We start from the raw sequence: 24,063 nt of genomic DNA on the forward strand, positions 1-24,063 counted from the left end.
CACACGGCATATCCGGCTGCGTCCAGCTCAAAGCATGGGTCTTCCAAATCAATGACGCGAGTTCGATTCTCGTCGCCCACTCAAGCTCCTAAACAGGGAAAACGACCCTCGTTTCGATCGTATGATCGAGCCAGGACTTTTGGGTAGTCAGAGTAACCGCCCGGGTAATCAGACAGTAGTGACCACCGCAGTAGCGAATTCTGTGGCTGGTTTGTGGTGGAAATTTTGAGCCTGTCCATGTGGACAGACCATGACTCCGCCCTACGACCGGCTGCCTGACGCCCCACCGACTCCCACACCCGGCTATTGGCTTCAAAACCAACGCCTTCGAGTGGACCTTGGTCCTCCAAAGCATGTGCACCGCCAAGCTGCGCGAGTCCCGATGACGCCCCTCTGAGCGCCTACTGCCAGAAATCGAGGTCTGACCGACCACCAAGAAAGCTCCCAACCATGTAACACCGACCTCCCCCTTTTCAAGCGAACGCTCTCGCAGCCTCTACCTCCAAGCCTCCTTGGTCAGCCGGACAGTCCGCCATGTGCCCGGGTTGGTGTCAGGTGGTGGTCGGATATCCCGCGTGTTGCCAGGCGGTCATGCCGCCCGCGACGTTGAGGACGGGGAGGTCGCGTTCGCGGGCGAGCAGGCTGGCGGCCACAGACGAGCGGTAGCCGCTGCTGCAGGTCACGGCGACGGGCTTGTCCGCGGGCACGTCGTCGAGTCGCTCGGGGAGTTCGGCGCCGGTGATGAAGGTGGCGCCCTCGGCGTGGCCGGCGGTCCATTCGGCTGGCTGGCGCACGTCGAGCAGGGTGACCGCGTCCTCGTCGAGCCTGCGGGCCAGCTCGTCTACCGTGATCTGCGGCGTGCGGTCGATCGGTCGGGCCGAGGTGCGCCAGGCGGTCATGCCGCCGGCCAGCCAGCCTGCCGGCATCGGGTAGCCGATGCGCAGCAGCTGCCAGATCACCTCCCACAGGTCGGCGGGCCGGTCGAGCACGAGCAGGATCTCCGCGTCGACGGGCAGTACGGTGCCGGCCCAGGTGGTGAAGGACGAGCCGAGTCCGACGTTGACGGCGCCGGGGAGGTGCCCGCCGCCGAATGCCTCGGCCTGTCGGGTGTCCAGCACCAGAGCGCCCCGGTCGGTGGCGGCCTCGACGTCGTCGGGTCGCAGCGCGGGCGGTTCGGTGAGTACCCCGAGCGGGTCGACACCGGCCAGGTTCTGGTCGCGCATGCGCTGCCAGTACGGGGGCACGGCGGGCAGGTTGTCCAGTCGCAGGCACTGCCGGACGAACTCGTCGGTCGCCGCCGCTTCGGCCAGGATCGGGTTGGTGTGCTTCTCGTAGCCGATCGTCGTCGACAGGCGGGAGCCGATGTTGCCGCCGCACAGCGATCCGGCCACGTGGGTGGGGAACACCTGGAGGTGATCGGGCAGGGCGAGCAGGGTGGTCTGGATCGTGTCGCAGAACTGCTCGGCGTGGCGGCGGGTCTGCTCGGGACCGCCGAGCAGGTCGGGGCGTGCCAGGTCGCCGACTAGCAGTGCCCCGCCGGAGAGCAGCAGTGCGGGGATGTCGGCGCTGGCCGCGCGGTCGTAGACGAGCAGGCTGATGTGCTCGGGTGTGTGGCCCGGGGTGTGCAGCACCTCGATGCCGACGTTGCCGAATTCGAACTGCTCGCCGTGGGCCAGCGGGCGGTGCGCGTAGCCCAGGTCGCCGGCGGCCGATCCCCACACCTGCGGAGGGTGCGCACCGGCGGCCAGCTCCGCCACCCCGGAGAGGTAGTCGTTGTGGCCGTGCGAGTCGCACGCGTAGCTGAGGTGGAGCCCTTGCTCCCGTGCCGCCTGCCGGTAGACCTCCACGTCCCGACGCGGGTCGAACACCAGGGCCTGCCCGGTCTTCTCGTCCCCCACCAGATAGGAGGCGTGCCCGAGGCTGGTGAGGGCGAACTGCTGGAACCACACGGCTACGCCGCCTTTCCGGGTCGGCCGAAGCGGCGCAGCCGCAGGGAGTTGGTCACGACGCTGACCGAGGAGAAGCCCATGGCCGCCCCGGCAATGATCGGGTTGAGCAGCCCGAACGCGGCCAGCGGGAGCGCCGCGGTGTTGTAGCCGAAGGCCCAGGCGAGGTTCTGGTAGATGGTGCGCAGCGTGCGCCGCGACAGCTCGATGGCCTGCACGACGCCGTCGAGCCGGTCGGACATCAAGGTGATGTCGGAGGATTCGATCGCGACGTCGGTCCCGGTGCCGATCGCGATGCCGAGGTCGGCCTGCACCAAAGCAGGGGCGTCGTTGACGCCGTCGCCGACCATGGCCACGACGTGGCCCTGGTCTTGGAGCCGTCGCACCTCGCCGACCTTGTCCTCGGGCAGGACCTCGGCCAGCACGCGGTCGATGCCGACCTGCTCGGCGATGGCCGCCGCGGTGCGGGCGTTGTCCCCGGTGATCATCGCGACTTCCAGGCCCATGTCGTGCAGCTTCTCGATGACGGGGGCGGCGTCGTCCTTGACCGTGTCGGCCACCCCGAGCACGCCGCGGACCTCGCCGTCCCACCCGGCGTAGACCGCGGTGCGGCCGCGTTCCTCGAGCTCGCCGGCCCGGCGGGCGACCTCGTCGGGCAGGTGCAGGTGCTGCTCGTCGACGAGCTTGCGCCGGCCGACCAGGACGGCGTGCCCCTCGACCTCGGCGCGGACGCCGTGCCCGGCGACATTGGCGAAGCCGCCGGCGCCGGGCAGGTCGAGGTGGCGCTCGCGGGCGCCGGTGACGATGGCGGCGCCGATGGGATGTTCGGAACCGGACTCGACCGCGGCCGATCGGCCCAGCAGCTCGTCGCTGTCCTGCCCGGCGGCGGGGACGACGTCGGTGAGTCGCATCCGGCCGCGAGTGAGGGTGCCGGTCTTGTCGAACACGACCGTGTTGATCTGCTTGGAGCCTTCCAGCACCTCGGCGCCCTTGACCAGGATGCCCAGGTCCGCGCCACGCCCGGTGCCGACCATGATCGCGGTCGGCGTGGCCAGGCCGAGCGCGCACGGGCAGGCGATGATGAGCACCGCGACCGCGGCCACCATCCCGCCGGTCGCATCGCCGGCGAGCAGCGCCCAGCCGGCAAAAGCGAGCAGGGCGATGCCGATGACGATCGGCACGAACACCGCCGAGACGCGATCGGCCAGCCGCTGCACCGGGGCCTTGCCGCCCTGTGCCTGCTCGACCATCCGCACGATCTGCGCCAGCGCGGTGTCGGCGCCGATCGCCGTGGCCCACACGGTCAACACCCCGTCGGTGTTGACCGTCGCCCCGGCGACGCGGTCCCCGGCGGCCTTCTCGGCCGGGACGGACTCGCCGGTGAGCATCGATTCATCCACCGCGGCCCGGCCGTCGACGACCTCGCCGTCGACCGGAATCTTCTCGCCCGGCCGCACCCGGATCAGATCCCCGGTCCGCACGCGCTCGACCGGCACACGCTGCTCCTGGCCGTCGACGAGCAGCGTGGCTTCTTTGGCGCCCATCTCCAGCAGCTTGCCGATCGCCTCCGACGCCCGACCTCGGGCTCGGGCCTCGAAGTAGCGGCCCAGCAGCAGGAACGCCATGATCAGCGCCGCGGTGTCGAAGTACAGGTGCCCGCCGCCGAACAGCTCGTAGGTGGAGTAGGTGAACGCGGTCAGCGTGCCCATTGCGATCAGCGTGTCCATGTTCGCGCTCAACGTCCGCGCTCGCTGGGCGGCCACCTTCAGAAACGGCCAGCCGGCGATGAACTGGACGGGCACGGTCGCGGCGAACGCGCTCCACCGTGCCCAGGGCTGGTCGCCGAAGAACATGGTCAGCGCGAACACCAGCACGCCCAGCGGCCAGGCCAGCCACACCCGCCACAGCCACTTTCGCCGCTCACGTTCTGGCTCCTCGCCCGCCGGGGACGGCTGACTGGGAGTGGCCGGCTCGAGCCGGTAGCCGGCCCGGTCCACCGCCTGCTGCAGCGCGTCGACATCGGCCTCGCCGGGCCGAGTGTCCACGTACGCGGTGGCGGTCGCGAAGTTCACCTCCGCTTCGGTCACCCCGTCCTGTTTGGCCAGGGTCTTCTCCACCCGCCTGGCGCACGAGGCGCACGTCATGCCCTCGATGGCGAACACCACCCGCTGCGCCTCGCTCGGGCCCGCGTACTGGGTGCTGCGCACCGCCTCGGTCACCGCTCTCGCCTCCTCGCCGTCCATGAACGGCCGGACATGGCCCCATGCTGCCGCTCATACCGGGAGTGCCCACCAGGCCGAACTCCATTCGGCGAATGGCACCGGCATCGTCAGGCTGACAGGGCCTCGAGGATGAGGCCGCCGCCGACGCCCAGCAGCAGGGTCAGCGCCCCGGCCGTGTAAGCGGTGGCGGGCGCCCAGCCGACGGGGACGCCGGCGGTGTGCTCGTCGGTTGGCTCCTTGAACAGTGGAGCGATCCAGCGCAGGTAGTAGAAGACGCTGGCGACGGTGTTGGCGACCGCCAGGACGACGAGCCAGGTCATCGGGCTGTCGAGGCCGGCGGCGAAGATGGTGAGCTTGCCGACGAAGACGGCGGTGGGCGGGGTGCCGACCAGGCCGAGCAGGCACACCACCAGGGTCAGTGCGAGCAGTGGCATGCGGCGGAACAGGCCCGTGTAGTCGTCCAGGTTCTCGCCTCGGTGGTGCGCGGCGACGACGGCGAACGCCCCGAGGTTGGTGACCGCGTAAGCCGCCAGGTAGAACAGCAGTGCCGGCCGGGCGAGCTCGGCGCCGGCGGCGGCCGGGGCGATCAGCAGGTAGCCGACCTGGCTGATGGTCGAGTACGCGAGCAGGCGGCGGGCGTTGTCCTGCCAGAACGCGGCCAGGTTGCCCAGCGTCATGGACGCTGCGGCCAGCACCGCGAGGACCAGTGCGAGACCGGCCGGTGCCGGGACGGCCTCGGTGCTCAGACGGTAGATGGCGGCCAATCCGCCGATCTTGGGCACCGTGGTGAGGAATGCGGCGACGCCGACACCGGCGCCTTCGGTGGCGTCGGGCACCCAGAAGTGCCCTGGCACTGCGCCGGCTTTGAACAGCAGACCCGCCAAGACGGCCACGGCGGCGGCCGTCACCGCCGATGGCGGGACCTCGGTCAGCCCGCCGCGCAGTGTCGCATAGGCGGTGCCGCCCCCCAGACCGTAGAGCGCGGTGATGCCGGCCAGCATGGTGATGCCCAGGAACGCGCCGAACAGGGCGAGTTTGAGTGCGGCCTCGGTGCCGGGGGCGTCCTTGGCGAAGCCGGCGAGCGGGTAGAGCGCGATGCTGGCCAGCAGGTAGGCGCCGGCCAGCACGAGCAGGTCACTGGCGCCGGCGAGCAGCACCGCGCCGAGCGCGGCGAGGAGCAGCAGTACGGCGTATTCAGTCTCGCGGACGTGGCCGCGCACGGCGCCTCGGGACAATGCGAGCACCAGCAGCGTCGCGGCGGGCACGACCACCCGCACGGTGTGCAGGGTGGGGTCGAGCGTGTAGGTGCCGTCGAACACCGTACGGGAGGCGCCGGTCGCGTCGGCGAGGGCCAGCGCGATGGCCGCCAGGAGCGCGGCCGCGGCGAGTGCGTGCACAATCCACTGCCGCTCGCGGGGCAGCCAGAGCCCGACCAGGAGGCCGCCGACCGCGCCCAGCAGCAGGCACAGTTCGGGCAGCAGCGCCAGCACGTCTTGCCTCACCGTGCCACCAGCTCCACCACCGTGCTCGCGCCGGATTCGATGACGTCGAGCAGGAACCGGGGCAGCACGCCGATCACCAGGGCGAGCGCCAGCAATGGGGCGACGGCGACGAGTTCGTTGGGCCTGGCGTCGGCGAACTCGGGCACGGATTGGGGCAGCCGCCGCTGCCCCAGGAACATTCGCTGCAGTGCGAGCAGGAACAGTGCGGCGGTGATCAGGATGCCGAGCAATGCCAGGGCGGTGGCGACCGGTCGGGCGCCGAGGCTGCCGGTGAAGATCTGGAACTCCGCGATGAAGCCGGAGAACCCTGGCAGGCCCAGTGAGGCGAAAGCGCCCACCGCGACGAGTCCGGCGAATCGGGGCGCCGGGCCCGCGAGCCCTCCGTAGGAGCCCATGTCGTAGCTGCGCGCCCGGTCGTAGAACACCCCTGAGAGCAGGAACAGCGCTCCGGTGATGAGGCCGTGGCTGACCATCTGGGTGACCGCCCCGGTGACCGCGAGCTGGCGGGCCTGCTCGGTGTTGCCCGCGATGGTGCCGGCGGTGCCGATCGCGAGGGCGATGTAGCCCATGTGGTTGACCGAGGTGTAGGCGATCATGCGTTTGAAATCGGTCTGGGCCAGCGCGACCAATGCCCCGTAGAGCACGCTGATCACGCCGACGATGACGAATACCAGCGCGTATCGGCGCCACTGTTCGGGGAGGGCCGGCATCGCGATCCGCACGAAGCCGTAGGTGCCCATCTTGAGGAGCACCCCCGCCAGAATGGCCGAGCCGACGGCGGGGGCCTCGGTGTGCGCCGGCGGCAGCCAGGTGTGGAAGGGCACGAGCGGGGTCTTGATCGCCAGGCCGAGGCAGATCGCCAGCAGCACCAGCCCGCCCGCCACGGGCGAGCCGTCCAGCGGATGCTGCTCGACCAGTGTGGGTATGTCGAAGGTGGACGGGTCGGCGGCCAGATACAGGCCGATGAAGCCGAGTAGCAGGACCAGCGACCCGATGAAGGTGTACAGGAAGAACATCAGGGCCGCGCGTCGATTGTCGCGGTGTCCCCAGACGGCGATCACGAAGTACATGCCGACGATCGACAGGTCGAAGAACAGGAAGAACAGGATCAAGTCGAGCGAGGCGAACACGCCGAGCGACGCCGTCTCCAAGAACAGCAGCAGGGCCACGAAGCCGCGTGGCCGATCGGTGTGGCGCAGCGAGTACACCGCGCCGGCCAGGAACAGTCCGGCGGTCATCGCCAGCAACGGCAGTGAGATCCCGTCCACGCCCACGTGGTAGGACACGCCGATGCTCGGCATCCACGGCAGCTGCGTCTCATGGTCGAAGCCGGTCCCGTCGAAACGCGACCACAACACCACCACGAGCGCGAAGTCGATCGCGGCGACCGCCACGAAGACCCACCGCACCACGGCATCGGGAATCCTGGGCACGCCCAGCAGCACCAGGGCCGCCGCGACGGGCAGGAATATCACGGCCGTCAGCATGTTCACCTCACCACCAATACGAATACGAGCACGAGCACCGCGAGCGCGACCGCGGCTTGGGCGTAGTACTGGTGCAGCTGGCCGGTCTGGGGTCTGCGCGCCAACGCGCCCAGCCGGCTCCCGCCGGCCGCCACAGCACCGACCAGGGCCCTGATCGCCCGTTCACCGATACCCTCGACGAACGAGGACACGACGCGCCCGCCCCGAGCCAGACTCGACACACCGGCGGCCAAGTACCGCTCGGACCGTTCATCGGCAGCCGCCGCGACCGCGCGCCCGAACCGTGCGACGCCGCGGGCCCCTGCGGCCGGCACTCGGTCGTCGAATCGCGCCAGGGCCCGCGCCAGCGACCACACGGGCCGGACGACAACCAGGCGCGCCAGGGCCTCCAGGCCCAGCCACCGCTCCCCCGCCGTGGCCACCGCGTCGGGCAGCGGTGCCCCGCGCCGGACCCACACGGCCGACGCCGCCAGACCTGCCACCGCGACGATCGCCGACACTGCGGCGCCGACCGGCTCGAGAGGCGAGGCGGCGAGCCCCGGCCACCACAGTGCCGCCGCGCCGAAGGCCGCTGCGGGCAGCGACAGCCCCACCAGCGCCACCGCCATGGCGGCCGGTGCCGGCCGCCGCGATCGGTGCCGCCCAGTGGGCGGGGCCAGCACCGTGAACAGCGCCCGGCCCGCGTACACCGCGCTGAGCGCCGAGGCGACCAACGCCGCCGACCACAGCGCCGTGGGGGCACCGGACAGGACCAGGTCCTTGGTCACCCACAGCGTCAACGGCGGCACCCCCGCCAAAGCGAGCGCGCCCATCGTGAATGCCGCGCCGATCAACCGATGGCGGCGCCCGGCGCCGCGCAACCGATCCAGGTCCTTGCTGCCGAGCACGGTCAGCCACGCCCCGGCGGTGAGGAACAGCAGGCTCTTGACCGCCGCATGGCCCGCCAGATGCGCCGCCCCGCCGACCATTGAGCCCGCGCCCGCGGCGAGCACCATGAACCCGACCTGCGCGCAGGTCGAGGCGGCCAGCAGCTGTTTCAGGTCTCGTTGCGCGCACGCGACCGCGCCGAGCGCCACCGCGGTCGCCGCCCCCAGCCAGACCGCCGTCTCCGCTCCCCAACCGGATTCGTGCAGCAGCGGCGAGAGCCGAAGTAGCAGATACCCGCCCGCCGCGACCATCGTGGCCGAGTGCAGCAGCGCGCTCACCGGACTGGGGCCCGCCATGGCGCCCGAGAGCCAGAACGAGAACGGCAGCTGCGCCGACTTGCCGGCGGCGGCCAGCAGCACCCCGGCCGTGACGGCGTCCAGCCACGGGCCGGGGAGCGCGGCGAGCCGGTCCAGGTCCAGCGACCCCGAGGCCGCGAAGGCCGCACCCGCCGCTAGATACAAGCCCAAATCGCCTGCCCTGGTGGTGATGAACGCCGTCGTCGCCCCGCGAACCCGCCACGCCTCGCGCCACCAGAAGCCGATCAGCGCGTACGAGGCCGCGCCCATGACCTCCCAAGCCATCAGCAACCCCAGCAGCGTCGTGGCCGTGACCGTGGCCAGCATCGCCCCGGCGAAGATCAGCATCAGCCCGAAGAACCGCGAGGCGGCTTCATCCCTGCCGAACTCGGCGACCGAGTAGACCAGCACCGCAAGGGTGACCACCGTGACCGTCACCGCCATCAGGGCCGACAGGCCATCGACCGCCAGCTCCACCGGCAGGCCGGCCAGCATCGGCGCCTGCACCGACGGGCGCGTAATCGCCGCCAGGACGGCGATCGGCACCAGCAGGGCCGCTACCACCACGCCGATGACCGGGGCACGGCGATCCGCCCGGCGGCCCGCCACCAGCAGCGCCGCGCCGGTGATCAGTGGAAGGCCGGGCAATGCCCACAGCAGGACGCTCATTCTTTGAGATCCGCGGCCATGTCGGTCATGTCCACGTCCCTGGCGCGGAAGATCGCGATCGCCGCGGCGAAGCCCATCGCCATCTCGATAGCCATCACCGCCATCGCCACCAGCACGAGCACCTGGCCGTCGGCGTTCTGCGGCCAGGCGAAATACCAGAAGGCGGCCGCGCCGACCAGTACCGCGTTGACCATGAGCTCCAGGCCCATCATGATCATCACGATCGACTGCTGGGTCAGCGCGCCGTACAGGCCGACGGCGAACAGCGCGGCCCCCAGCAGCAGGAACATCTGGAGCGTCATCAGTGTCCGCCTCCCATCGAGTGGTGGCCACCGTGATGGTGGTCGTGGGACTCGCTCTCGGGCGGCCGCGGGACCGCGTGCTCGCCGTTGCGGCCGCGGGCCGTGGCCAGGACGGTCGCGGCGATCATGGTGGTGAACAGGGCGGCGCCGACGATCATCATCACCAGCATCTTCGGGCCCATGATGGACTCGCCGAGCTGGCGGGNCGGGTCCGCCGGTCGGCCGCCGCTCTCCTGCGGCCAGGGGACGAGCAGCGCCGCCGCGGCCAGGCCGAGGAACACGGCGATCGATATGGCCAGTGCGGCGCGCCGGTTGTGGACCATCGTCATCGGCTGCAACCCGGCGGGGTTCATCATGAGCATGATCATGAAGACGACCATGATCGCCATCTCAATCGTCATCATGAGGATGGTCAGCGCGCCCAGGTAGTGCAGGTCCAGCAGGAGGATCGTCCCCGCTACGAACAGGAACGAGGCCAGCAGTAGAAACGTCGCTCTCGCCATGGAGTCGACGCGGAACACCAGTGCCCCGCTGCCCACGGCGAGCACCGCCAGGACCCCGAACGCAACCGCCTCCCACATCAGGCCTCCTCACCCGCGCGCCAACGCGAGCACACCGACTATGAGGACCTGCACCAGCACCGCGGGGAGCAGCACCAGCCAGGCCGGGGTCATCAGCCGCTCCGGGCGCACCCGCGGCCACCGCCACCCCAGCCACACCAGCAGACCCAGGACGGCCAGCGTCTTCAGCACCGACCACAGCCACGGCGGCAGCAGCGGCCCGTGCCCGCCGCCGAGGAACATCGGAACCGCGAACGCGGCCCCCGCCGCCAGCATCAGGTACCGTCCGGCGAGGACCATCAGGCGGTCGATGCCGGACAGTTCGGCGAGCGCCCCGCCCGCGACATCGCTCGATGCAGGCGAGGACAATGGACCCCAGAACGTCACGCCCGCCAGACCGATCAGGTAGACGGCGAAGGCGACCGGCATCCACACCACGAACCACAGCGACTCCTGGGCCTGCGCGATCTCCCCGACCCGCAGCGAGCCGGCCGCCAGCGGCGGCGCCGTGAGCGCGAACATCAACGGCAGCTCGTAGGCCAGCCCCTGCGCCAAGAAGCGGTAACCGCCGACCAGCGAATAGGCCGAGTTGCCGCCCCACCCGACCATCCACACCAGCACCCACAGCAGCACTTCCATGGCGTTGAACCACACCACGCCCACCGGCATGTCGGACACCGCGAACCCGCCGAACGGGATCACCGCCGAGGCCAGCAGTGCCGCGACCACGATGCCGCCCGCTCCCAGCCGCCACAACAGCACGTCCGCCCGCGCCGTTCGGCGCCGCTGCCGAACCAGCAACCGAGTACCCTCCCGGAGCGGACCGGCGAGTTCCGCCGCCACGACGGGCCGCCCGGCGGCCGCGGCGGCGAATCCGGCGTTCAGCGACGCGGCGAACAGCGCCAAAGCGCCGAGCGCGACTGGCAGCAGCAGGACACTCCACAGAGGAGACTGCTCAACCATGGTGTACTCCGGTGGTCGACCGCTGTTCGGCTTCGGCGGTGTCCAGATCGACGCTGGCCACGATCAGACGGGCGGCGGTCAACTCCGCGCCGACCACGGTGTCCGGGAGCATGTCGAGCCATTCGGCCGCCGACGGGTGTGATCCCGCAAGCTCGCCCCCGGGTGCCCGCAAGTCATGCACCACCTCGGTCAGCCACTGGTGCAGACGGTCCGCGGCGTCACCGGTGCCGGCCACCGCGCCGAGCCCGGTCAGCTCCGAGCGGAGCAGGCGGCTGCGGCGGATCCTGGCGGCCGCGGCCTTCAGATCACCGACCAGGCGATCGCGGGGCTCATCGGCCAGTGCACGATCGCGCAGCGCCTGACAGCGCCACTGCATGGCGGTCCAACCGGCCACCCCGAGCAGTCGGGCGATCGCATCCAGGCGCCGCGCCGCCCTCCGGTCTTCCACAGCCCAGAACGAGCGGGTGTCCGGGCCCAGCCCGAGCACCTCGGCTTCGGCATGCTGGATCACGTCGCCCTGCAGCCGCGTCACCAGACGCAGACCCTCCGGCCAGTGCGGCAGCAGCGGCCCCAGCGGCACGTGGAGCACATCGAGCTTCAGCCCGTCACGGTCCTCGGCGCGATCGGCCATCGACAGCTCGGGAGCCGCCTCGGGCTCCTCCCCCGTTTCCGGCCGCCACGACGCGAGCCGGGCCGGCAGGTCGGCGAGGCCCGGCTCGACTTCGGCCGGAACCGCCAGCGGCATCCGAATCGACGGCGCCGGCAACTGCCTCCAGACCGTCTCGGCGACCTCGGCCATCTCGCCATGAAGGACACCGGCCTCGACGAGCGCGTCGGCGTCGGCCGGCGAGTCGGCCAGCGGCCAGCCCCGTCGCCGCGCGAAACGCTCCACCGCGATACGCACCTCGGCCGCACCGGGAGCCGTGAGCAGCAGCAGGTGCGGCCTGGTGAAGGCCGCCCGACGCACCGAGCCGATCAGACCCATCGCAGCCCGCCCTCACGCCACACGTACAGCACCCCGACCAGCAGCATGGCGAGGAAGGCGAACATCTCCACCACGGCCTCGGCTCCGATATCGGCTGCCACGACCGCCCACGGGTACATGAACACCATCTCCATGTCGAACGCCAGGAACAGCAGCGTCACCGGATACCACCGCACATGGAACCGGGACACCGCGTGCTCGGTCGCCAGACCACCCGACAGGAACGGCCCGGCCACCAGCGCCCGGCGCCGGACCGTAAGCAGCACGCTCAACCCATACGCGGCGCCGAGCAGCCCCACGGCGAGCGCCAGCATGGCCAGCAGCGGCACCAGTGAACTCATCACACCTCCCGACCACGCACCGACAGTGCTGCCTCCGATTACCCGACACGCCTGCGACTACGCATCGGACCATTCACCTGGTTCAACATCCCTTGTCCGGGGCGATCCAGCCCGTTCACGAGTCCAACGCCGCGGGCTTGCGGGCCCTGATCCGCTCGATCATCCCGCGGTGGAAACGGCTGTGGCGCTCGATCTCCAGCCCGGCCGCCATGACGTGGGCGAGGGGGCGGCGCCGGAAGTGCTCATTGCCGACACGGATGGTGACGACCTCCAGCAGCGCCTGCGCCGCGCGGAGCACCGCCGAAGTACTGACCACGTGGTCGGCAAGGAGCAGGAGCCCTCCGGGCCGGAGCACTCTCACCATCTCGGTCACCGCTCGGCGCTCGTCGGGCACGGCGCACAGGCTGAAAGTACACACGACAGTGTCGAAGGAAGCATCAGGAAAGTCGAGCTCTTCGGCATCGCCGAGCCGCAGCCGGGCCCGCCGGTGGCCGGTAGCGGCGCGGGTACGGGCACGCTCCAGCATGGCGGGGCTGAAGTCGATGCCGGTCAGGCGGACGCCGGCCGGGTACCACGGGAGGTTCAGTCCGGTGCCGACTGCGATCTCCAGCGTTCGGCCCCGTGCCTGGCTGCAGACCCACTCGCGCGTGTCGTCGAAGAGCATGCGCTCCGCTAGACCCATCTGCCTGTCGTAGGACTCCGCTTGCTTATCCCAGTGGCGGCGCAGCCGCTCGATATTCGGCTTCCGGACCATATGTGCCTTCTCCATCGACTCGACGGTGGTGCCCGAGGGCCCACCGGCTCCGTTGAGGTGACTTACGGGACGGCGGCCGAAGACCCTTCTACTACTAAGCTAAATAGTATATTGCTGGCATGCCGCATCCATCTGGAAGCCGACCGCCTCGCCATGAAGCAAAATCACCGCCCCGATACGTGCGCCGGCCTGCGTCATCACGATCTTGTCGGCAGGCGCGAGAGTTCGGACAGCATTCCTCCATCGTTTGTCACCTCCTTCGGCGTCCTTGGGATTGCCGACATCGCAGGGACGGGAGGGGCCTTATCCAAGGTAGGGAATGTTGAACCAGGTGAAGGGACCTTCAGAGAGGTTGCGCAGTACGAGGGCGAAGACGACCCAAGCGGTGGCGTAGCCGATGTAGACGGACCGCGGCAGACGCGGAGCGGGGAATATGCGCCCCAACCAGGTTCGGGCGGTCCACCAGGCCAGCGCGTAGAGCGCGAAGGGAACGCCGATGAGTGCGATCGGGTGGTGCTGGAAGGCGTGGACCAGGTCACCGTGGACGAGGTACCACCACATCCGGGTGCCCCCGCAGAACGGCCCATTGATCCCGAAGGCGAGGTGGAACAGGCACGGGCCCGAGAGATCGGGGTTGGTGTCGGTGGGGTTGAAGGCGAGGACGTAGGCGGTGGCGGCGACCAGTCCGGCCCACACTGCGGCTGGACCCAGGCGCTGGCGCCACGGACTCGGCGGTCGGGTGTCCGGAACCGCTGTCGGGGCCGGCGGATGCGTCATGATCTCCCTCATTGGATCGACTAAGCGCCATTATACTAACTATCATAGTAGTTCGGGGTTCTTCATGGTGATCGTGTTCGACCGGGAGCGGAGGAGGTTCAGAACCGCACGGCGGGCCACAGGTGCCGGACCAAGACGCGCGAGAGCCGGTCCGGGTGATGCAGCGGCAGCTGGTGATCGCCGGGAAGGACCTCCAAGTCGGCGGTCACGCCGTTGGCGAGCAGCGCGCGGACGTGGTCGAGCGGAGCGGCGCGGTCGTCCCGGCCATGGATCAGCACGGTCGAAATACCGCCGTGCGCGAGGCCGTCGGCGACGCGGTGCTCGACGACGAGGTGGCGCAGGCTGTGAGTGTAGGAGCGCCAGGTGTGGTCGACCAGGTCGGCGGCCACCGACGCGGGCAGGTCCGGCCGCATCCTCGGTGCGAGCCATCGGGCGAGCGGTCGGAAGGCACACATGGCGGCGCAGGCTGCGCGGGCGCCGATCCGCCCCTCGACGGTGCCTCGCGCCAATGGGCCGAGTCCCGCGATGGATTCGAGCGCATTGTCGGCCGCGGGAAAGGCGGGCAGTCCGAGCAGGGCGATCACACGCGGCTGGGAGTCCAGCCGCTGAGCGAGGGCGGCGGTGAGCACCGCGCCGACCGAATGACCCACCAGCGGAGCCCCCGCCGGAACGAGCGGAGCGAGGGCGTCGAGGTGGTCCTCGAGCCGGTAGGCGTTGCGCCAGGGTTTAGGCGAGCGGCCGAAGCCGAGCAGGTCCGGGGCAATGATCCGGTGCGGCGGCAGTTGTGCCCACAGGCGCTCGAAGTAGCGGGATGAGGCGCCGAGGCCGTGCAGATACACCACGGGATCACCCGAGCCGGACCGGCGGACGAACAACTCGGAATTCACCGGTCACGCTCCTTCCGCGACGTCACGCCGGTCAGACTCCAGAGTAAGAGTGGAGACCGTCGAAGACCAGGTTTACCGCGGTGAGGTTGAAGATCATGACCGCGTAGCCGAGGACGGCGATCCAGGGTGCCCAGGCGCGGGCGGCGCGGCCGGAGACGCGGGCGTGGAGGTAGGCGGCGTAGACGACCCAGGCGATGAAGGCCCAGACCTCCTTGGGGTCCCAGGCCCAGTACCGGCCCCACGCGAAGTGGGCCCAGACCGCGCCGGCGAAGATGCCGAAGGTCAGGATCGGGAACGCGAAGACGTGGAGCTTGAAGGTGAGCCGTTCCAACGCGTCAGCCTGGGGGAGCCGGTGGGCGACGCTCAGCGGGAAGAACTCGACGGACCTCCCGCGCGCCGCGCGGCGGTCGTGGGCGCGTTTGAGCAGGTGCAGCAGGGCGAACACGCAGCCGATGAGGAGGATCCCGGCGGCGATGATCGCGGCGGTCACATGAATGACGATCCAGTAGGAGTCCAGGGCGGGCACCAGGGCGGCGGCCTCGGTGTAGACGCGGACCGAGCCGCCGAGGACCATGGTGGCCGCGAAGGTGGCGAACAGGCCGAGGCGGCGGGGCGCTGCGCCGCGGGCGACCAGCACCAGCCAGGTGATCATGCCGACCAGGGCCACGCCGGTGATGTACTCGAACATGTTGCCCCACGGCCACCGGCCGGTGTAGACGATCCTGGTGACAATCGAGACGGTCAACGCCGCGGTGCCGACGTAGGTGAGGATCAGACCGAGGCGTCCGGCACCTTGGGCCGCGGACGATGTCAGCGGTGCCCGGTCGGTGGGCCGACTATGGTCGTCGACCGGTTCGCCGCCGGGGGCCACCAGGATTCGCTGTTCGGCGGAGCGCTGCGCGAAGGCGTATTCGAGGGCGTAGGCGAACATCGCGGCCGCATAGGCGAGGATGGTGACTACGAACAGGGCGTTGGAGATCTCGGCGCCGTTCATGTGCTGCTCCTGATCGGTGACTCGGTTGCTGTGACGGGTTCGGCCTCGGGTGCGACGGTGCGGGTGAGAGCTTCGCATTCGGTTTCGAGGCCGTCGTAGTCGTTGCGGTTGAGCCCGGCGGCCTCAACTGTGCCGTCGAGGTTCCAGCGGATCCAGTAGCGCCGGCGCCGCACCGCCAGGGCGGGCAGCAGCGCCGCGAGGAGGATGAGCACGCCGGCCAGCACAATGGGCGCGCCGGGGGTGTAGCGGACCTGGATAACGGCGTACTGCTCGACGTCGTCGAAGGCGAGGGTGGAGCCGTCGGGCAGCTCCATGACATCGCCGAGGCCGATGACCTCGACCTCATCGTTGACCTGTTCGAGTGCGCCGGAGGCGATCTGGTCCTCGTTGATGCTGTAGACCGACTCGGGCAGGCCGTCGCCCAGGCCGAGGTCGCCCTGGTAGGCGGTGAGGGCCAGGGTGGGGTTGTTCAGCTCGGGCTCGGTGCCGAAGAGCTGGGCGGTCGAGGGGTCGAAGGTCGGCACCAGGTAGGCGTCGAAGCCGGTCTCATTGTTCTGGTCGACTTCGCCGGTTTCGGGGTTGAAGTTGACGTTGGGGAGTTTGAAGGCGCCCTCTGAGTTGAGGAAGGAATCCTGGGGCAGGAACGGGGCCCGAGTCGTGGTGGTCTGGCCGTAGCGGTCGGTGTAGGTGACCACCGGCACGTAGCCGTGTCCGATGAGGAAGACGTTGGTGCCGTCGAAGTTCAGCGGGTGGTTTACGCGCAGGTCGTAGGTGCCGGTCTGGTCGCCGTAGGCCCAGGTGACGTCGGCGTCGAAGGCGGTCGGGCCGTTGTCTTGGAACTCAGCGGTGAAGTCGTCGAGTGTGAGGCAGAACGGGGGCAGTTCGGTCTCTTCGACCCAGGGGCCAAGCCCGTATTCATCGTACTGCTGGAGGTTGTTGCAGAAGCCGTAGTCGGCGCCCTCGGCGAGGATGCGGCTGCCGAACCAGGACAACTGCCGGTCGGCGGCGACACCGATCAGAACGACGATGATGCTGAGGTGGAACAGCAGGTTCCCGGTCTCGCGCAAGTACCCCTTCTCGGCGGCGACGGTGACGGCGCCGTCCGCGCCTTCCCGCCGGACGGTGCGCCAGCGGCGCCGCCGGAGGGCCGCTTCGGCGCTGCCTTGGTCGACCCGGCCTTCGAGGCGGCGGTGCCAGGGCAGGATGTCCATCCGCTTGGGAGCATCGGGCGGCGCGGTCCGCAGCGCTTTGAGGTGCGCGACCGCGCGGGGCAGGACGCAGCCGACGAGGCTGATCATGAGCAGCAGATAGATCGCGGAGAACCATGGCGAGGCGTAGACGTCGAAGGCCCACAGCCGGTCCAGGATCGGCGCGAGGTCGGGGTATTCCGAGTAGAAGCCGGCGACGTCGTTGGAGTTGATGGACCGCTGCGGGAAGGTCGACCCGGGGATCGCGGCCAGGGCGAGCGCGAGCAGAAGTAGCAGCGCGGTGCGCATGGAGGTGAGCTGGTGCCACCAGCGGCGGCCAAAGGAGCGAAGGGCCCGTACGGGGGTGTGCCTCACGGTCGGCCCTCCCCGATCACGGCACGGGGGTCGGTGGTCATCGCTGGAGCGCCTGTTCGGTGCGGTCGTCGGTTTGCCACGACCGCAATCTACTATTCGCGATAGGAGATAGTCTCGGCCGGGTGGTCATCGCCGTGGCGGCCCACTCGCGTCAGATGGCGATGGCAGGACCGGGAGCCTGGTGGTGAAGGTGGTGCCGTGGCCGGGGGTGCTGTCGGCGGTGATGGTCCCGCCGTGCGCGGCGGCCAGTTCGGCGGCCACGGCCAGGCCGATGCCGGAGCCGTCGGTGCGGGTGGTGCGGCTGCGGAAGAAGCGGTCGAAGACGCGCGGCAGGTCCTCGGCCGGGATGCCGGGACCGGTGTCGGCCACGCGGAGGACGGCCCAGTCGTCTTCTGCGTCCAGGCGGACGGTGACGGTGCCGCCGGCGGGGACGAACTTGAGGGCGTTGGTGAGCTGGTTGGTGACGATCTGGCGCAGGCGAACCGCATCGCCGTTCACATGCACTTCAGCCAGGTCGGTACGGAGATCGATTCCGGCTTCGGTGAACTGCCCGGCGAAGCCGTCGATGGTGTCGCGGATGAGTGCGGTCAGTGACAGCGGGGCGCGCTCGAGGGTGAAGGCGGCGGCATCGGCCGAGGCGAGCGCCTCCAGGTCGGCGGTGAGCCGTCCCAGGCGCAGGGTCTCCTCGTGCAGTGAGGCCATGATTTCCGGGGTGGGTTCGTGGACGCCGTCTTGAAGGGCTTCGAGTTCGCTGCGCACGATGGCCAGGGGGGTGCGCAGTTCGTGGGCGACGTCGGCGGCGAACAGTCGGCGCAATTCATCCTCCTTCTCGATGCGGTCGGCCATGGTGTTGAAGGCGGTGGCCAGTTGGCCGATCTCGTTGTCGGGGGCTCCTTCCACGCGCCGGTCGCGCCTGCCGGCGGCCAGGTCTCGCGCGGCACCGGTGAGTTCGGCGATGGGCGCGGTGGCCCGGCGCGCGGTATACAGGCCCACCAAGAGTGCGACCAGGCCCGCAGCGACGGCCCCGGCGATGAGCAGGCGGTTGACCGAGGCCTGGAACTCCCTGTCGGCCGCGGGTATCGCGCCTTGGGGACGCGGACCTCGAGCGTGCCGACGTGCCGTCCGTCCACGGTGATCGGCAGGCTGGTGGGCTCGCCGAGCGGGCCGGTACCCATCATCTGGCGGTGCATGGCGAGCATGGTCGCGTCCACATCGGCGTCCGCGAGCGACCAGAGCGGGTCCCCCGAGGGGTCGAGCAGTGCGACTTCGGAGCCGGTCATGGTCACGGTGGGCGCGAGCTCGTCGAGCGCATCGGGATTCCACCCGCCGTCGCGGGTGTACTCGGCGGCGAAGAGCGCGACCAGTTGCCGCTGGCTGGCCTCCTGCTGCTCGGCCAGGTAGTCCTCGAAGCGGGCGTTGAAGGCGGTGTTGACGATGACGGCGGTCAGGGCCGCGGTGCCGATGCCCAAGGCGGCGAAGGCCAAGGCGAGGCCGCGGGCGAAGCGGCCGCGCAGCGGGTTACGCATCGGAGTCGATCCCGAGCTTGTATCCGATGCCCGGTACGGCGACCACCAAACGGAACGGCGGGGTGTCGCCGAGTTTATGGCGGAGGTTCTTCACGTGCACGTCGATGGTGCGCTCGTAGGCGCCGAAGGCGTGGCCCTGGACCCTGCCGACCAGCTCCATGCGGCTCCAGGCCCGCCCGGGACGGGAGGCGAGGGCCGCCAGCAGGTCGAACTCGGTACGGGTGAGCTCGACCGGCCGCCCGTCGGCGTGCACCTCGCGGCGCTCGGCGTCGATGTGCAGCCGACCGTCCCCGTAGGAGACGGCCTCGGAGGTCTCGGCGTGCCCGCGGCGGGTGCGGCGCAGCACCGCCTCGACGCGGGCGACCAGTTCCCTGGGACTGAACGGTTTGACCACGTAGTCGTCGGCCCCGATACGCAGCCCCATCACCCGATCGTTCTCCGCCGCCTTGGCCGTGAGCATCACGATCGGCACGTCGCCGTCCCTGCGCAGTGACCGGGCCACCTCCTCCCCCGGCAGACCGGGCAGGCCGAGGTCGAGGATGATCAGGTCGGGGTGGATGTCGGCGGTGATTTCGAGCGCCCGGAGGCCGTCGGCGGCCTCCAGCACGGTGTGCCCGTCGCGCTCCAGGTAGTCGCGCACCAGCGAGCGCAGTTTCGGTTCGTCATCGACGACCAGCACGGTCGCGGTCACGGATACACCTCCCTTCTCGAATGCCGATGGGCGCGCGTCCGGGTTCACGATCGGCCCGCGTCGACCGGTTCCCTGGTCCGCTTAGTCGGCGACGGCGTGGAGGGCAGTTCCTTGGGTGTGAACCGGCGCAGTCGGTTGGCGTTGCCGACCACGGACAGCGACGACAGCGCCATCGCCGCCGCGGCGATCATGGGGCTGAGCAGCCAGCCGGTGACCGGGTAGAGCACACCGGCTGCCAGCGGGATGCCGACGGTGTTGTAGACGAAGGCCAGAAACAGATTCTGGCGGATGTTGCGCATGGTGGCCCGGCTCAGCGTCACCGCGGTCACCACCGGGCCCAAGGCTCCGGAGATCAGGGTGACGTCGGCGGCCTCGATGGCGACGTCAGTGCCGGTGCCGATCGCGAAGCCGACGTCGGCCTGGGCGAGCGCCGGGGCGTCGTTGATGCCGTCCCCCACCATGCCGACTCGCCTGCCCTCGTCCTGCAGCCGCTTGATCTCCTGCGCCTTGTGTTCGGGCAGCACTTCGGCGAGGACGCGGTCAATGCCGACCTGGCGGGCGATGGCCTCGGCGGTGCGTTCGTTGTCGCCGGTGATCATCACGGTCTCCAGGCCGATGCGCTGGAGTTCGGCGACCGCGGCGGGCGAGCCCTCTTTGACGGTGTCGGCCACCGCGATCACCGCGGCGAGCCGCCCGTCGACTGCGGCGTAGACCGGGGTCTTGCCTTCGGCGGCGAGCCGGTCCGCGTCAGCTCGCAGGGCGGCGGGATCGATGCCCGCCTCGGTGAGCAGGGCGGCCTTCCCGACGAGCACGCGGTGTCCGTCCACGCTTGCGGTGATGCCCTTGCCGGTGACCGAGTCGAACTCGGCGGCCTCGACCGATCGAATGCCGCGCTCGGCCGCGCCGCGGACGATCGCCTGGCCCAAGGGGTGCTCGGAGGAGTGCTCCGCCGAGGCGATCAGGCGCACGACGTCGTCCTCGTCGAACCCTGCAGCGGTGACGACGTTGGTCAGCACCGGCTGTCCGTTGGTGATGGTGCCGGTCTTGTCGAGCACGATGGTGTCGAGCCGGTGAGCGGTCTCCAGCGCTTCGGCCGAGCGGATCAGGATGCCGGCCTGTGCCCCCTTCCCGGTGCCGACCATGATGGACAGCGGGGTGGCCAGGCCGAGGGCGCAGGGGCAGGCGATGATCAAAACGGCGACGGCGGTGACCAGCGCCAGGGTCAGCGACGGCTCGGGGCCGAGGATGAACCAGGCCGCGAACGCGGTGATGGCGATGAACACCACCGCGGGCACGAAGTAGCTCGAGACCAGGTCGGCGATGCGTTGGATGGGCGCCTTGGACGCCTGTGCCTGCTGGACCAGCCGGACGATCTGGGCGAGCACCGTGTCGGCGCCGACACGGGTCGCCTCCAGGCGGAAAGCTCCGGTCTGGTTGACGGTCGCGCCCACGACCTCGTCGCCGGCGCCCTTGGCCACCGGCATCGACTCGCCGGTCACCATCGACTCGTCCACGCTGGAGCGGCCGTCGGTGATCACCCCGTCCACGGGCACCTTCTCGCCGGGGCGCACCACGATGACCTCGCCGAGGACGACTTCTTCGACCGGCACCTCCACCTCATCGCCGTCCCGGACCACACGGGCGGTCTTGGCCCGCAGGCCGAGCAGTTCGCGGATCGCCTGGCCGGTGCCGGCCTTGGCCTTCACCTCGAACAGGCGACCGAGCAGGATGAGCGTGAGGATCACCCCCGCCACCTCGTAGTAGACCTCGCGCACCGACTCGGGCAGCAGGCCGGGGGCAACGGTGACCACCAGGCTGTATCCGTAGGCCGCGGAGGTGCCGAGTGTGATCAGTGCGTTCATCTCGGCGCTGCGGTGCCGCAGGGCGAGCCAGCCGGTCCGGTGGATGGGCCAGCCGGTGTAGAACATCACCGGGGTGATCAGCGCGAACTGGACCCAGGGGTCGAGCAGCAGCTCCGGCACGGCGACGCCGAACAGTTCGTGGAGCATCACGGCCAGCACGACCGGCACGGTCAAGACCGTCCCCAGCAGTACCCGCCGGGACAGATCCTTGATCTCGGCCTGCCGGTCGGCCGCCTCGGCGTCTCCGCGGTCGGCATCACCTGGCGGGGCTGTGGGTTCGGGCTTGGACGCCGCTTCGGGATCGACCGGTGCGGCGGCCTCGCCGTCCCCGGAGCCGGGCTCGACGATCAGCGTCCCGTGCACCATGTTCATGCCGCAGGCGAACCCGAACCGGCCGGTCTTGTCGGGAACGAACTCGACGGCGGCCTTACCGAAGGCGGGCAGCGACTTGGACACGCCGAAATCGGGCAAGACCACCTTTGAGGTGCACTCGCCGCTCTCCCGGCGGTCGAAGAGCAGCCGCACCGGCACCCCCTGCCGCACCCGGATGACGTCCGGGGAGTACCCGCCCTTCACCACGATCTCGACCTCCTGGGCATCGCCCCGGAGGTCGGCCAGCTTCGACCTCTTGGATCCGAAGAAATACCAGGCGAGCAGCGCGATCAGCGCGACTGCTCCAAGCAGTACCACGATTTCGCCAGTACTCATGTCGACTTCCTCTCCGCCCGAACGCGGGCTCGGTCTGCGCGGGCCCCGAATCGGCCGCACTCACCACACTACGATTACCCACCCGGGGTATCAAATGCGATATCTATCGTGATACGGGCGATCTGTCAGGGCAAACGGAGCTCCGTTTAGGCAGGTCAGCGCGAAAATCATCGTCGCAGCGCCAGCGTCTTGACGGGTGCGAACGCGCCGAATACCCACATCGGGACTTCACGACTCCTTCACAACACCGGCTTAGCGTCGAAAGCACGGAACGAGACAAGGAGAGCGACCATGAAGAAGCATCAGAAGGCGGGCCTGGCGGTGGCCGCGGCCGCACTGGTCGGACTCGGCGCGTCCGGCACCGCTTACGCCGCCTCCTCGCCAGACGAGGATCCGAACAGCGCCGAGATGATCGAGCACTGCACGGATCAGCTGCCGGCCGGCGATCGCGCGGACATGCGTGAGCAGATGGAACGCATGATGTCCGAGGGCACGATGCCCGAAGGCATGGAGCACATGATGTCGGGCGGCATGGGGTCGATGATGGGCGATTCCGAGGACTGATCCCGGACCGCACCACGGCTTCGCGGTACCCATCCGGTCTGGACCGAGAACCCCGTCATCGCCGACGGTCCGACGTAGAGCAAACAGGAGGAATCCGATGCGCATGATGAACATGTGCCTGAACAAGAAGGTCATCATCGGCCTCGGTGCCGTCGCCGTCGGCGTGCTGGCCCTCAAACCCGCCTGGTTCCTGACGGCACTGCCGCTGCTGATCCTCGCGGTGTGCCCGCTGAGCATGATCTTCATGATGCGGAGCCACGCCAAGATGAACGACCAATGCTCCACCGGCACCGCCGACAGCACCGAGATCGACCAGCGCGTCAAGACGCTGCAAGCCGAACTGCGCCAACTCAAGGCAGAACAGGCCGCACTGACCGAGCAAGAGGCCGCCACCGCCGCCAAGCGTCCCGACGCTGCCGCCGACGGTGCCGCGAACCACACGCCGAGCACGACTCGACTGGACGGATAAGCCGACGTCGCCCCCAGGGCCTCGCGTCGAGACGCGAGGCCCTGGGCATTCCCCGTCCCCGGCACCTATGTCCCGTCCGGCCCGCCGGCCTTGGAATCCTCTGCCACTTCGTCGGGCTCGGCCTTCACTGGCTCGGAGACTTCAGGTTCAGTGAGTTCGCTGCCCTTGGGGAGCCGCCCGCCTGCGTAGCCGGCGGCTTTCGCACGACCGGAGTCCCAGGCCACGGGCACGCGAGTCTCGCCATCGAGCACGAAGACCTGGCGGGTGCCACGGACGCGCAGCAGGTAGATGACCGCGGCGACGATGACGACCACGCTCATCCACTGGTTGAGGCGCAGCCCGGCGAAGGTTTGGGCCGGATCGATGCGCAGGCCCTCGATCCAGAACCGGCCGATGCCGTAGAGGGCCACGTAGACCGCGAAGGCGCGTCCGGCGCCGAACTTGGCCTTGCGATCGGCGCCCCACACGAGCAGAGCGACGCCGAGGTTCCACAGCGCCTCGTACAGGAACGTCGGGTGAAATGCCGCGTATTCGCTGTATCCGGCGACGCGGTGCGCGGGGTCGATCTGGACGGCCCAGAACGCCTCCAATGGTTTGCCGTAGAGCTCCTGGTTGAACCAGTTGCCGAGCCGCCCGATCGCCTGGGCGACCGGCAGGCCGGGGGCGAGGGCGTCGGCGACCATCGTGAACGGCAGCTTCAGTTGGCGGCAGGCGAACCAGACGCCGACGCCGCCGAGCAGGATCGCACCGGGGATGCCAAGGCCGCCTTCCCAGACCGCGATGATCTTCCACGGGTCGCCGTCGGCGCCAAAGTACGCGTCGGGGCTGGTGAAGACGTGGTAGAGGCGGCCGCCGGCAATGCCGAAGGGAACGGCCCAGGTGGCGATGTCGAGCACGGCCCACTTGGGCGCGCCGCGCGAGCGCAGCCGCACCTCGGTGATCCAGCAGGCGGCGACGATCCCGGCGATGAGGGCCAGCGCGTAGGCGCGGATGGGGATGGGCCCGAGGTGCCAGACGGATCCGCTCGGACTGGGTATGAAGGCAAGGTCCATGCCAACAATCTACTATC

General features: G+C 69.8%; 20 protein-coding genes, 1 tRNA gene and 2 pseudogenes. 3 read left to right on the plus strand and 20 right to left on the minus strand.

Annotated elements, in window-relative coordinates; translation table 11 throughout:
- Nucleotides 1–14: 14 nt before the first annotated feature.
- Nucleotides 15–75: transfer RNA gene (locus YWW_RS35875), tRNA-Gly, on the plus strand.
- 476 nt (nucleotides 76–551) lie between these two features.
- Here YWW_RS35875 and YWW_RS0110460 read toward each other — a convergent pair.
- The 19 genes and pseudogenes from YWW_RS0110460 to YWW_RS29585 all read right to left on the minus strand — a co-directional run bounded on the left by YWW_RS0110460 (nucleotide 552) and on the right by YWW_RS29585 (nucleotide 21,961).
- Complete coding sequence (locus YWW_RS0110460) at nucleotides 552–1,949, minus strand: MBL fold metallo-hydrolase (RefSeq protein WP_026930085.1); 1,398 nt, start codon at nucleotides 1,947–1,949, stop codon at nucleotides 552–554.
- Nucleotides 1,950–1,951: 2 nt separating this feature from the next.
- Nucleotides 1,952–4,011: pseudogene (locus tag YWW_RS29555) on the minus strand (copper-translocating P-type ATPase); the annotation flags it as partial.
- A pseudogene (locus tag YWW_RS37975) lies at nucleotides 3,986–4,189 on the minus strand (cation transporter); the annotation flags it as partial. The pseudogenes YWW_RS29555 and YWW_RS37975, both read right to left, overlap by 26 nt.
- A gap of 86 nt (nucleotides 4,190–4,275) precedes the next feature.
- Nucleotides 4,276–5,670, minus strand: coding sequence for an NADH-quinone oxidoreductase subunit N (locus tag YWW_RS0110470; protein WP_026930086.1), 1,395 nt, complete (start codon nucleotides 5,668–5,670; stop codon nucleotides 4,276–4,278).
- Entirely contained in the window at nucleotides 5,667–7,157 is a 1,491-nt protein-coding gene (locus tag YWW_RS0110475) for a complex I subunit 4 family protein (protein WP_026930087.1), read from the minus strand. Before YWW_RS0110475 ends, YWW_RS0110470 begins: the two co-directional genes overlap by 4 nt.
- A 2-nt stretch (nucleotides 7,158–7,159) precedes the next feature.
- Complete coding sequence (locus YWW_RS0110480; RefSeq protein ID WP_026930088.1) at nucleotides 7,160–9,049, minus strand: NADH-quinone oxidoreductase subunit 5 family protein; 1,890 nt, start codon at nucleotides 9,047–9,049, stop codon at nucleotides 7,160–7,162.
- Entirely contained in the window at nucleotides 9,046–9,351 is a 306-nt protein-coding gene (nuoK, locus tag YWW_RS0110485; RefSeq protein WP_026930089.1) for an NADH-quinone oxidoreductase subunit NuoK, read from the minus strand. The genes YWW_RS0110480 and nuoK overlap by 4 nt, the downstream gene beginning before the upstream one ends.
- The gene (locus YWW_RS29560) at nucleotides 9,351–9,932 is read right to left on the minus strand and encodes an NADH-quinone oxidoreductase subunit J family protein (RefSeq protein WP_081687356.1); all 582 of its coding nucleotides are present in this window, start codon (nucleotides 9,930–9,932) and stop codon (nucleotides 9,351–9,353) included. Before YWW_RS29560 ends, nuoK begins: the two co-directional genes overlap by 1 nt.
- A 9-nt stretch (nucleotides 9,933–9,941) precedes the next feature.
- Nucleotides 9,942–10,874, minus strand: a complete 933-nt coding sequence (locus tag YWW_RS0110495; protein WP_051325635.1) for a complex I subunit 1 family protein — start codon at nucleotides 10,872–10,874, stop codon at nucleotides 9,942–9,944.
- The gene (locus tag YWW_RS29565; RefSeq protein ID WP_051325636.1) at nucleotides 10,867–11,859 is read right to left on the minus strand and encodes a hypothetical protein; all 993 of its coding nucleotides are present in this window, start codon (nucleotides 11,857–11,859) and stop codon (nucleotides 10,867–10,869) included. Before YWW_RS29565 ends, YWW_RS0110495 begins: the two co-directional genes overlap by 8 nt.
- The gene (locus YWW_RS0110505) at nucleotides 11,850–12,200 is read right to left on the minus strand and encodes an NADH-quinone oxidoreductase subunit A (RefSeq protein ID WP_026930091.1); all 351 of its coding nucleotides are present in this window, start codon (nucleotides 12,198–12,200) and stop codon (nucleotides 11,850–11,852) included. Before YWW_RS0110505 ends, YWW_RS29565 begins: the two co-directional genes overlap by 10 nt.
- Nucleotides 12,201–12,315: 115 nt before the next feature.
- A complete protein-coding gene (locus YWW_RS0110510; protein ID WP_026930092.1) occupies nucleotides 12,316–12,954 on the minus strand; it encodes a class I SAM-dependent methyltransferase in 639 nt (212 codons plus the stop codon).
- A gap of 303 nt (nucleotides 12,955–13,257) precedes the next feature.
- Nucleotides 13,258–13,731 carry a DUF2752 domain-containing protein gene (locus YWW_RS0110515; protein WP_035699156.1) on the minus strand — a complete coding sequence of 158 codons (474 nt, stop codon included), beginning with the start codon at nucleotides 13,729–13,731 and terminating at the stop codon, nucleotides 13,258–13,260.
- 98 nt (nucleotides 13,732–13,829) lie between these two features.
- A complete protein-coding gene (locus YWW_RS33975) occupies nucleotides 13,830–14,618 on the minus strand; it encodes an alpha/beta fold hydrolase (RefSeq protein WP_026930094.1) in 789 nt (262 codons plus the stop codon).
- Nucleotides 14,619–14,649: 31 nt separating this feature from the next.
- Complete coding sequence (ccsB, locus tag YWW_RS0110525) at nucleotides 14,650–15,612, minus strand: c-type cytochrome biogenesis protein CcsB (protein WP_026930095.1); 963 nt, start codon at nucleotides 15,610–15,612, stop codon at nucleotides 14,650–14,652.
- The gene (gene resB / locus YWW_RS29575) at nucleotides 15,609–17,174 is read right to left on the minus strand and encodes a cytochrome c biogenesis protein ResB (RefSeq protein WP_155830100.1); all 1,566 of its coding nucleotides are present in this window, start codon (nucleotides 17,172–17,174) and stop codon (nucleotides 15,609–15,611) included. The genes ccsB and resB overlap by 4 nt, the downstream gene beginning before the upstream one ends.
- 126 nt (nucleotides 17,175–17,300) lie before the next feature.
- Nucleotides 17,301–18,167: a sensor histidine kinase gene (locus YWW_RS36870; protein WP_245595403.1), complete on the minus strand. Its 867-nt coding sequence runs from the start codon at nucleotides 18,165–18,167 to the stop codon at nucleotides 17,301–17,303.
- 525 nt (nucleotides 18,168–18,692) lie between these two features.
- Entirely contained in the window at nucleotides 18,693–19,391 is a 699-nt protein-coding gene (locus YWW_RS0110540; RefSeq protein WP_026930096.1) for a response regulator transcription factor, read from the minus strand.
- Nucleotides 19,392–19,435: 44 nt separating this feature from the next.
- Nucleotides 19,436–21,961, minus strand: coding sequence for a heavy metal translocating P-type ATPase (locus tag YWW_RS29585; protein WP_051325638.1), 2,526 nt, complete (start codon nucleotides 21,959–21,961; stop codon nucleotides 19,436–19,438).
- 291 nt (nucleotides 21,962–22,252) lie between these two features.
- On the opposite strand from YWW_RS29585, the gene YWW_RS0110550 reads away from it, so the two are divergent.
- Nucleotides 22,253–22,525, plus strand: coding sequence for a hypothetical protein (locus YWW_RS0110550; RefSeq protein ID WP_026930097.1), 273 nt, complete (start codon nucleotides 22,253–22,255; stop codon nucleotides 22,523–22,525).
- A 97-nt stretch (nucleotides 22,526–22,622) separates the two neighbouring features.
- Entirely contained in the window at nucleotides 22,623–22,994 is a 372-nt protein-coding gene (locus YWW_RS29590) for a DUF2933 domain-containing protein (RefSeq protein ID WP_035699109.1), read from the plus strand.
- Between the two features lie 65 nt (nucleotides 22,995–23,059).
- Here the strand turns inward: YWW_RS29590 and lgt are convergent, their stop codons facing one another.
- On the minus strand, nucleotides 23,060–24,046 hold the full coding sequence (gene lgt / locus YWW_RS37315) for a prolipoprotein diacylglyceryl transferase (protein WP_051325639.1): 987 nt from the start codon (nucleotides 24,044–24,046) through the stop codon (nucleotides 23,060–23,062).
- Nucleotides 24,047–24,063: the final 17 nt, after the last annotated feature.

This window comes from Glycomyces tenuis DSM 44171, assembly GCF_000427885.1.
Classification (GTDB): Bacteria; Actinomycetota; Actinomycetes; order Mycobacteriales; family Micromonosporaceae; genus Glycomyces; species Glycomyces tenuis.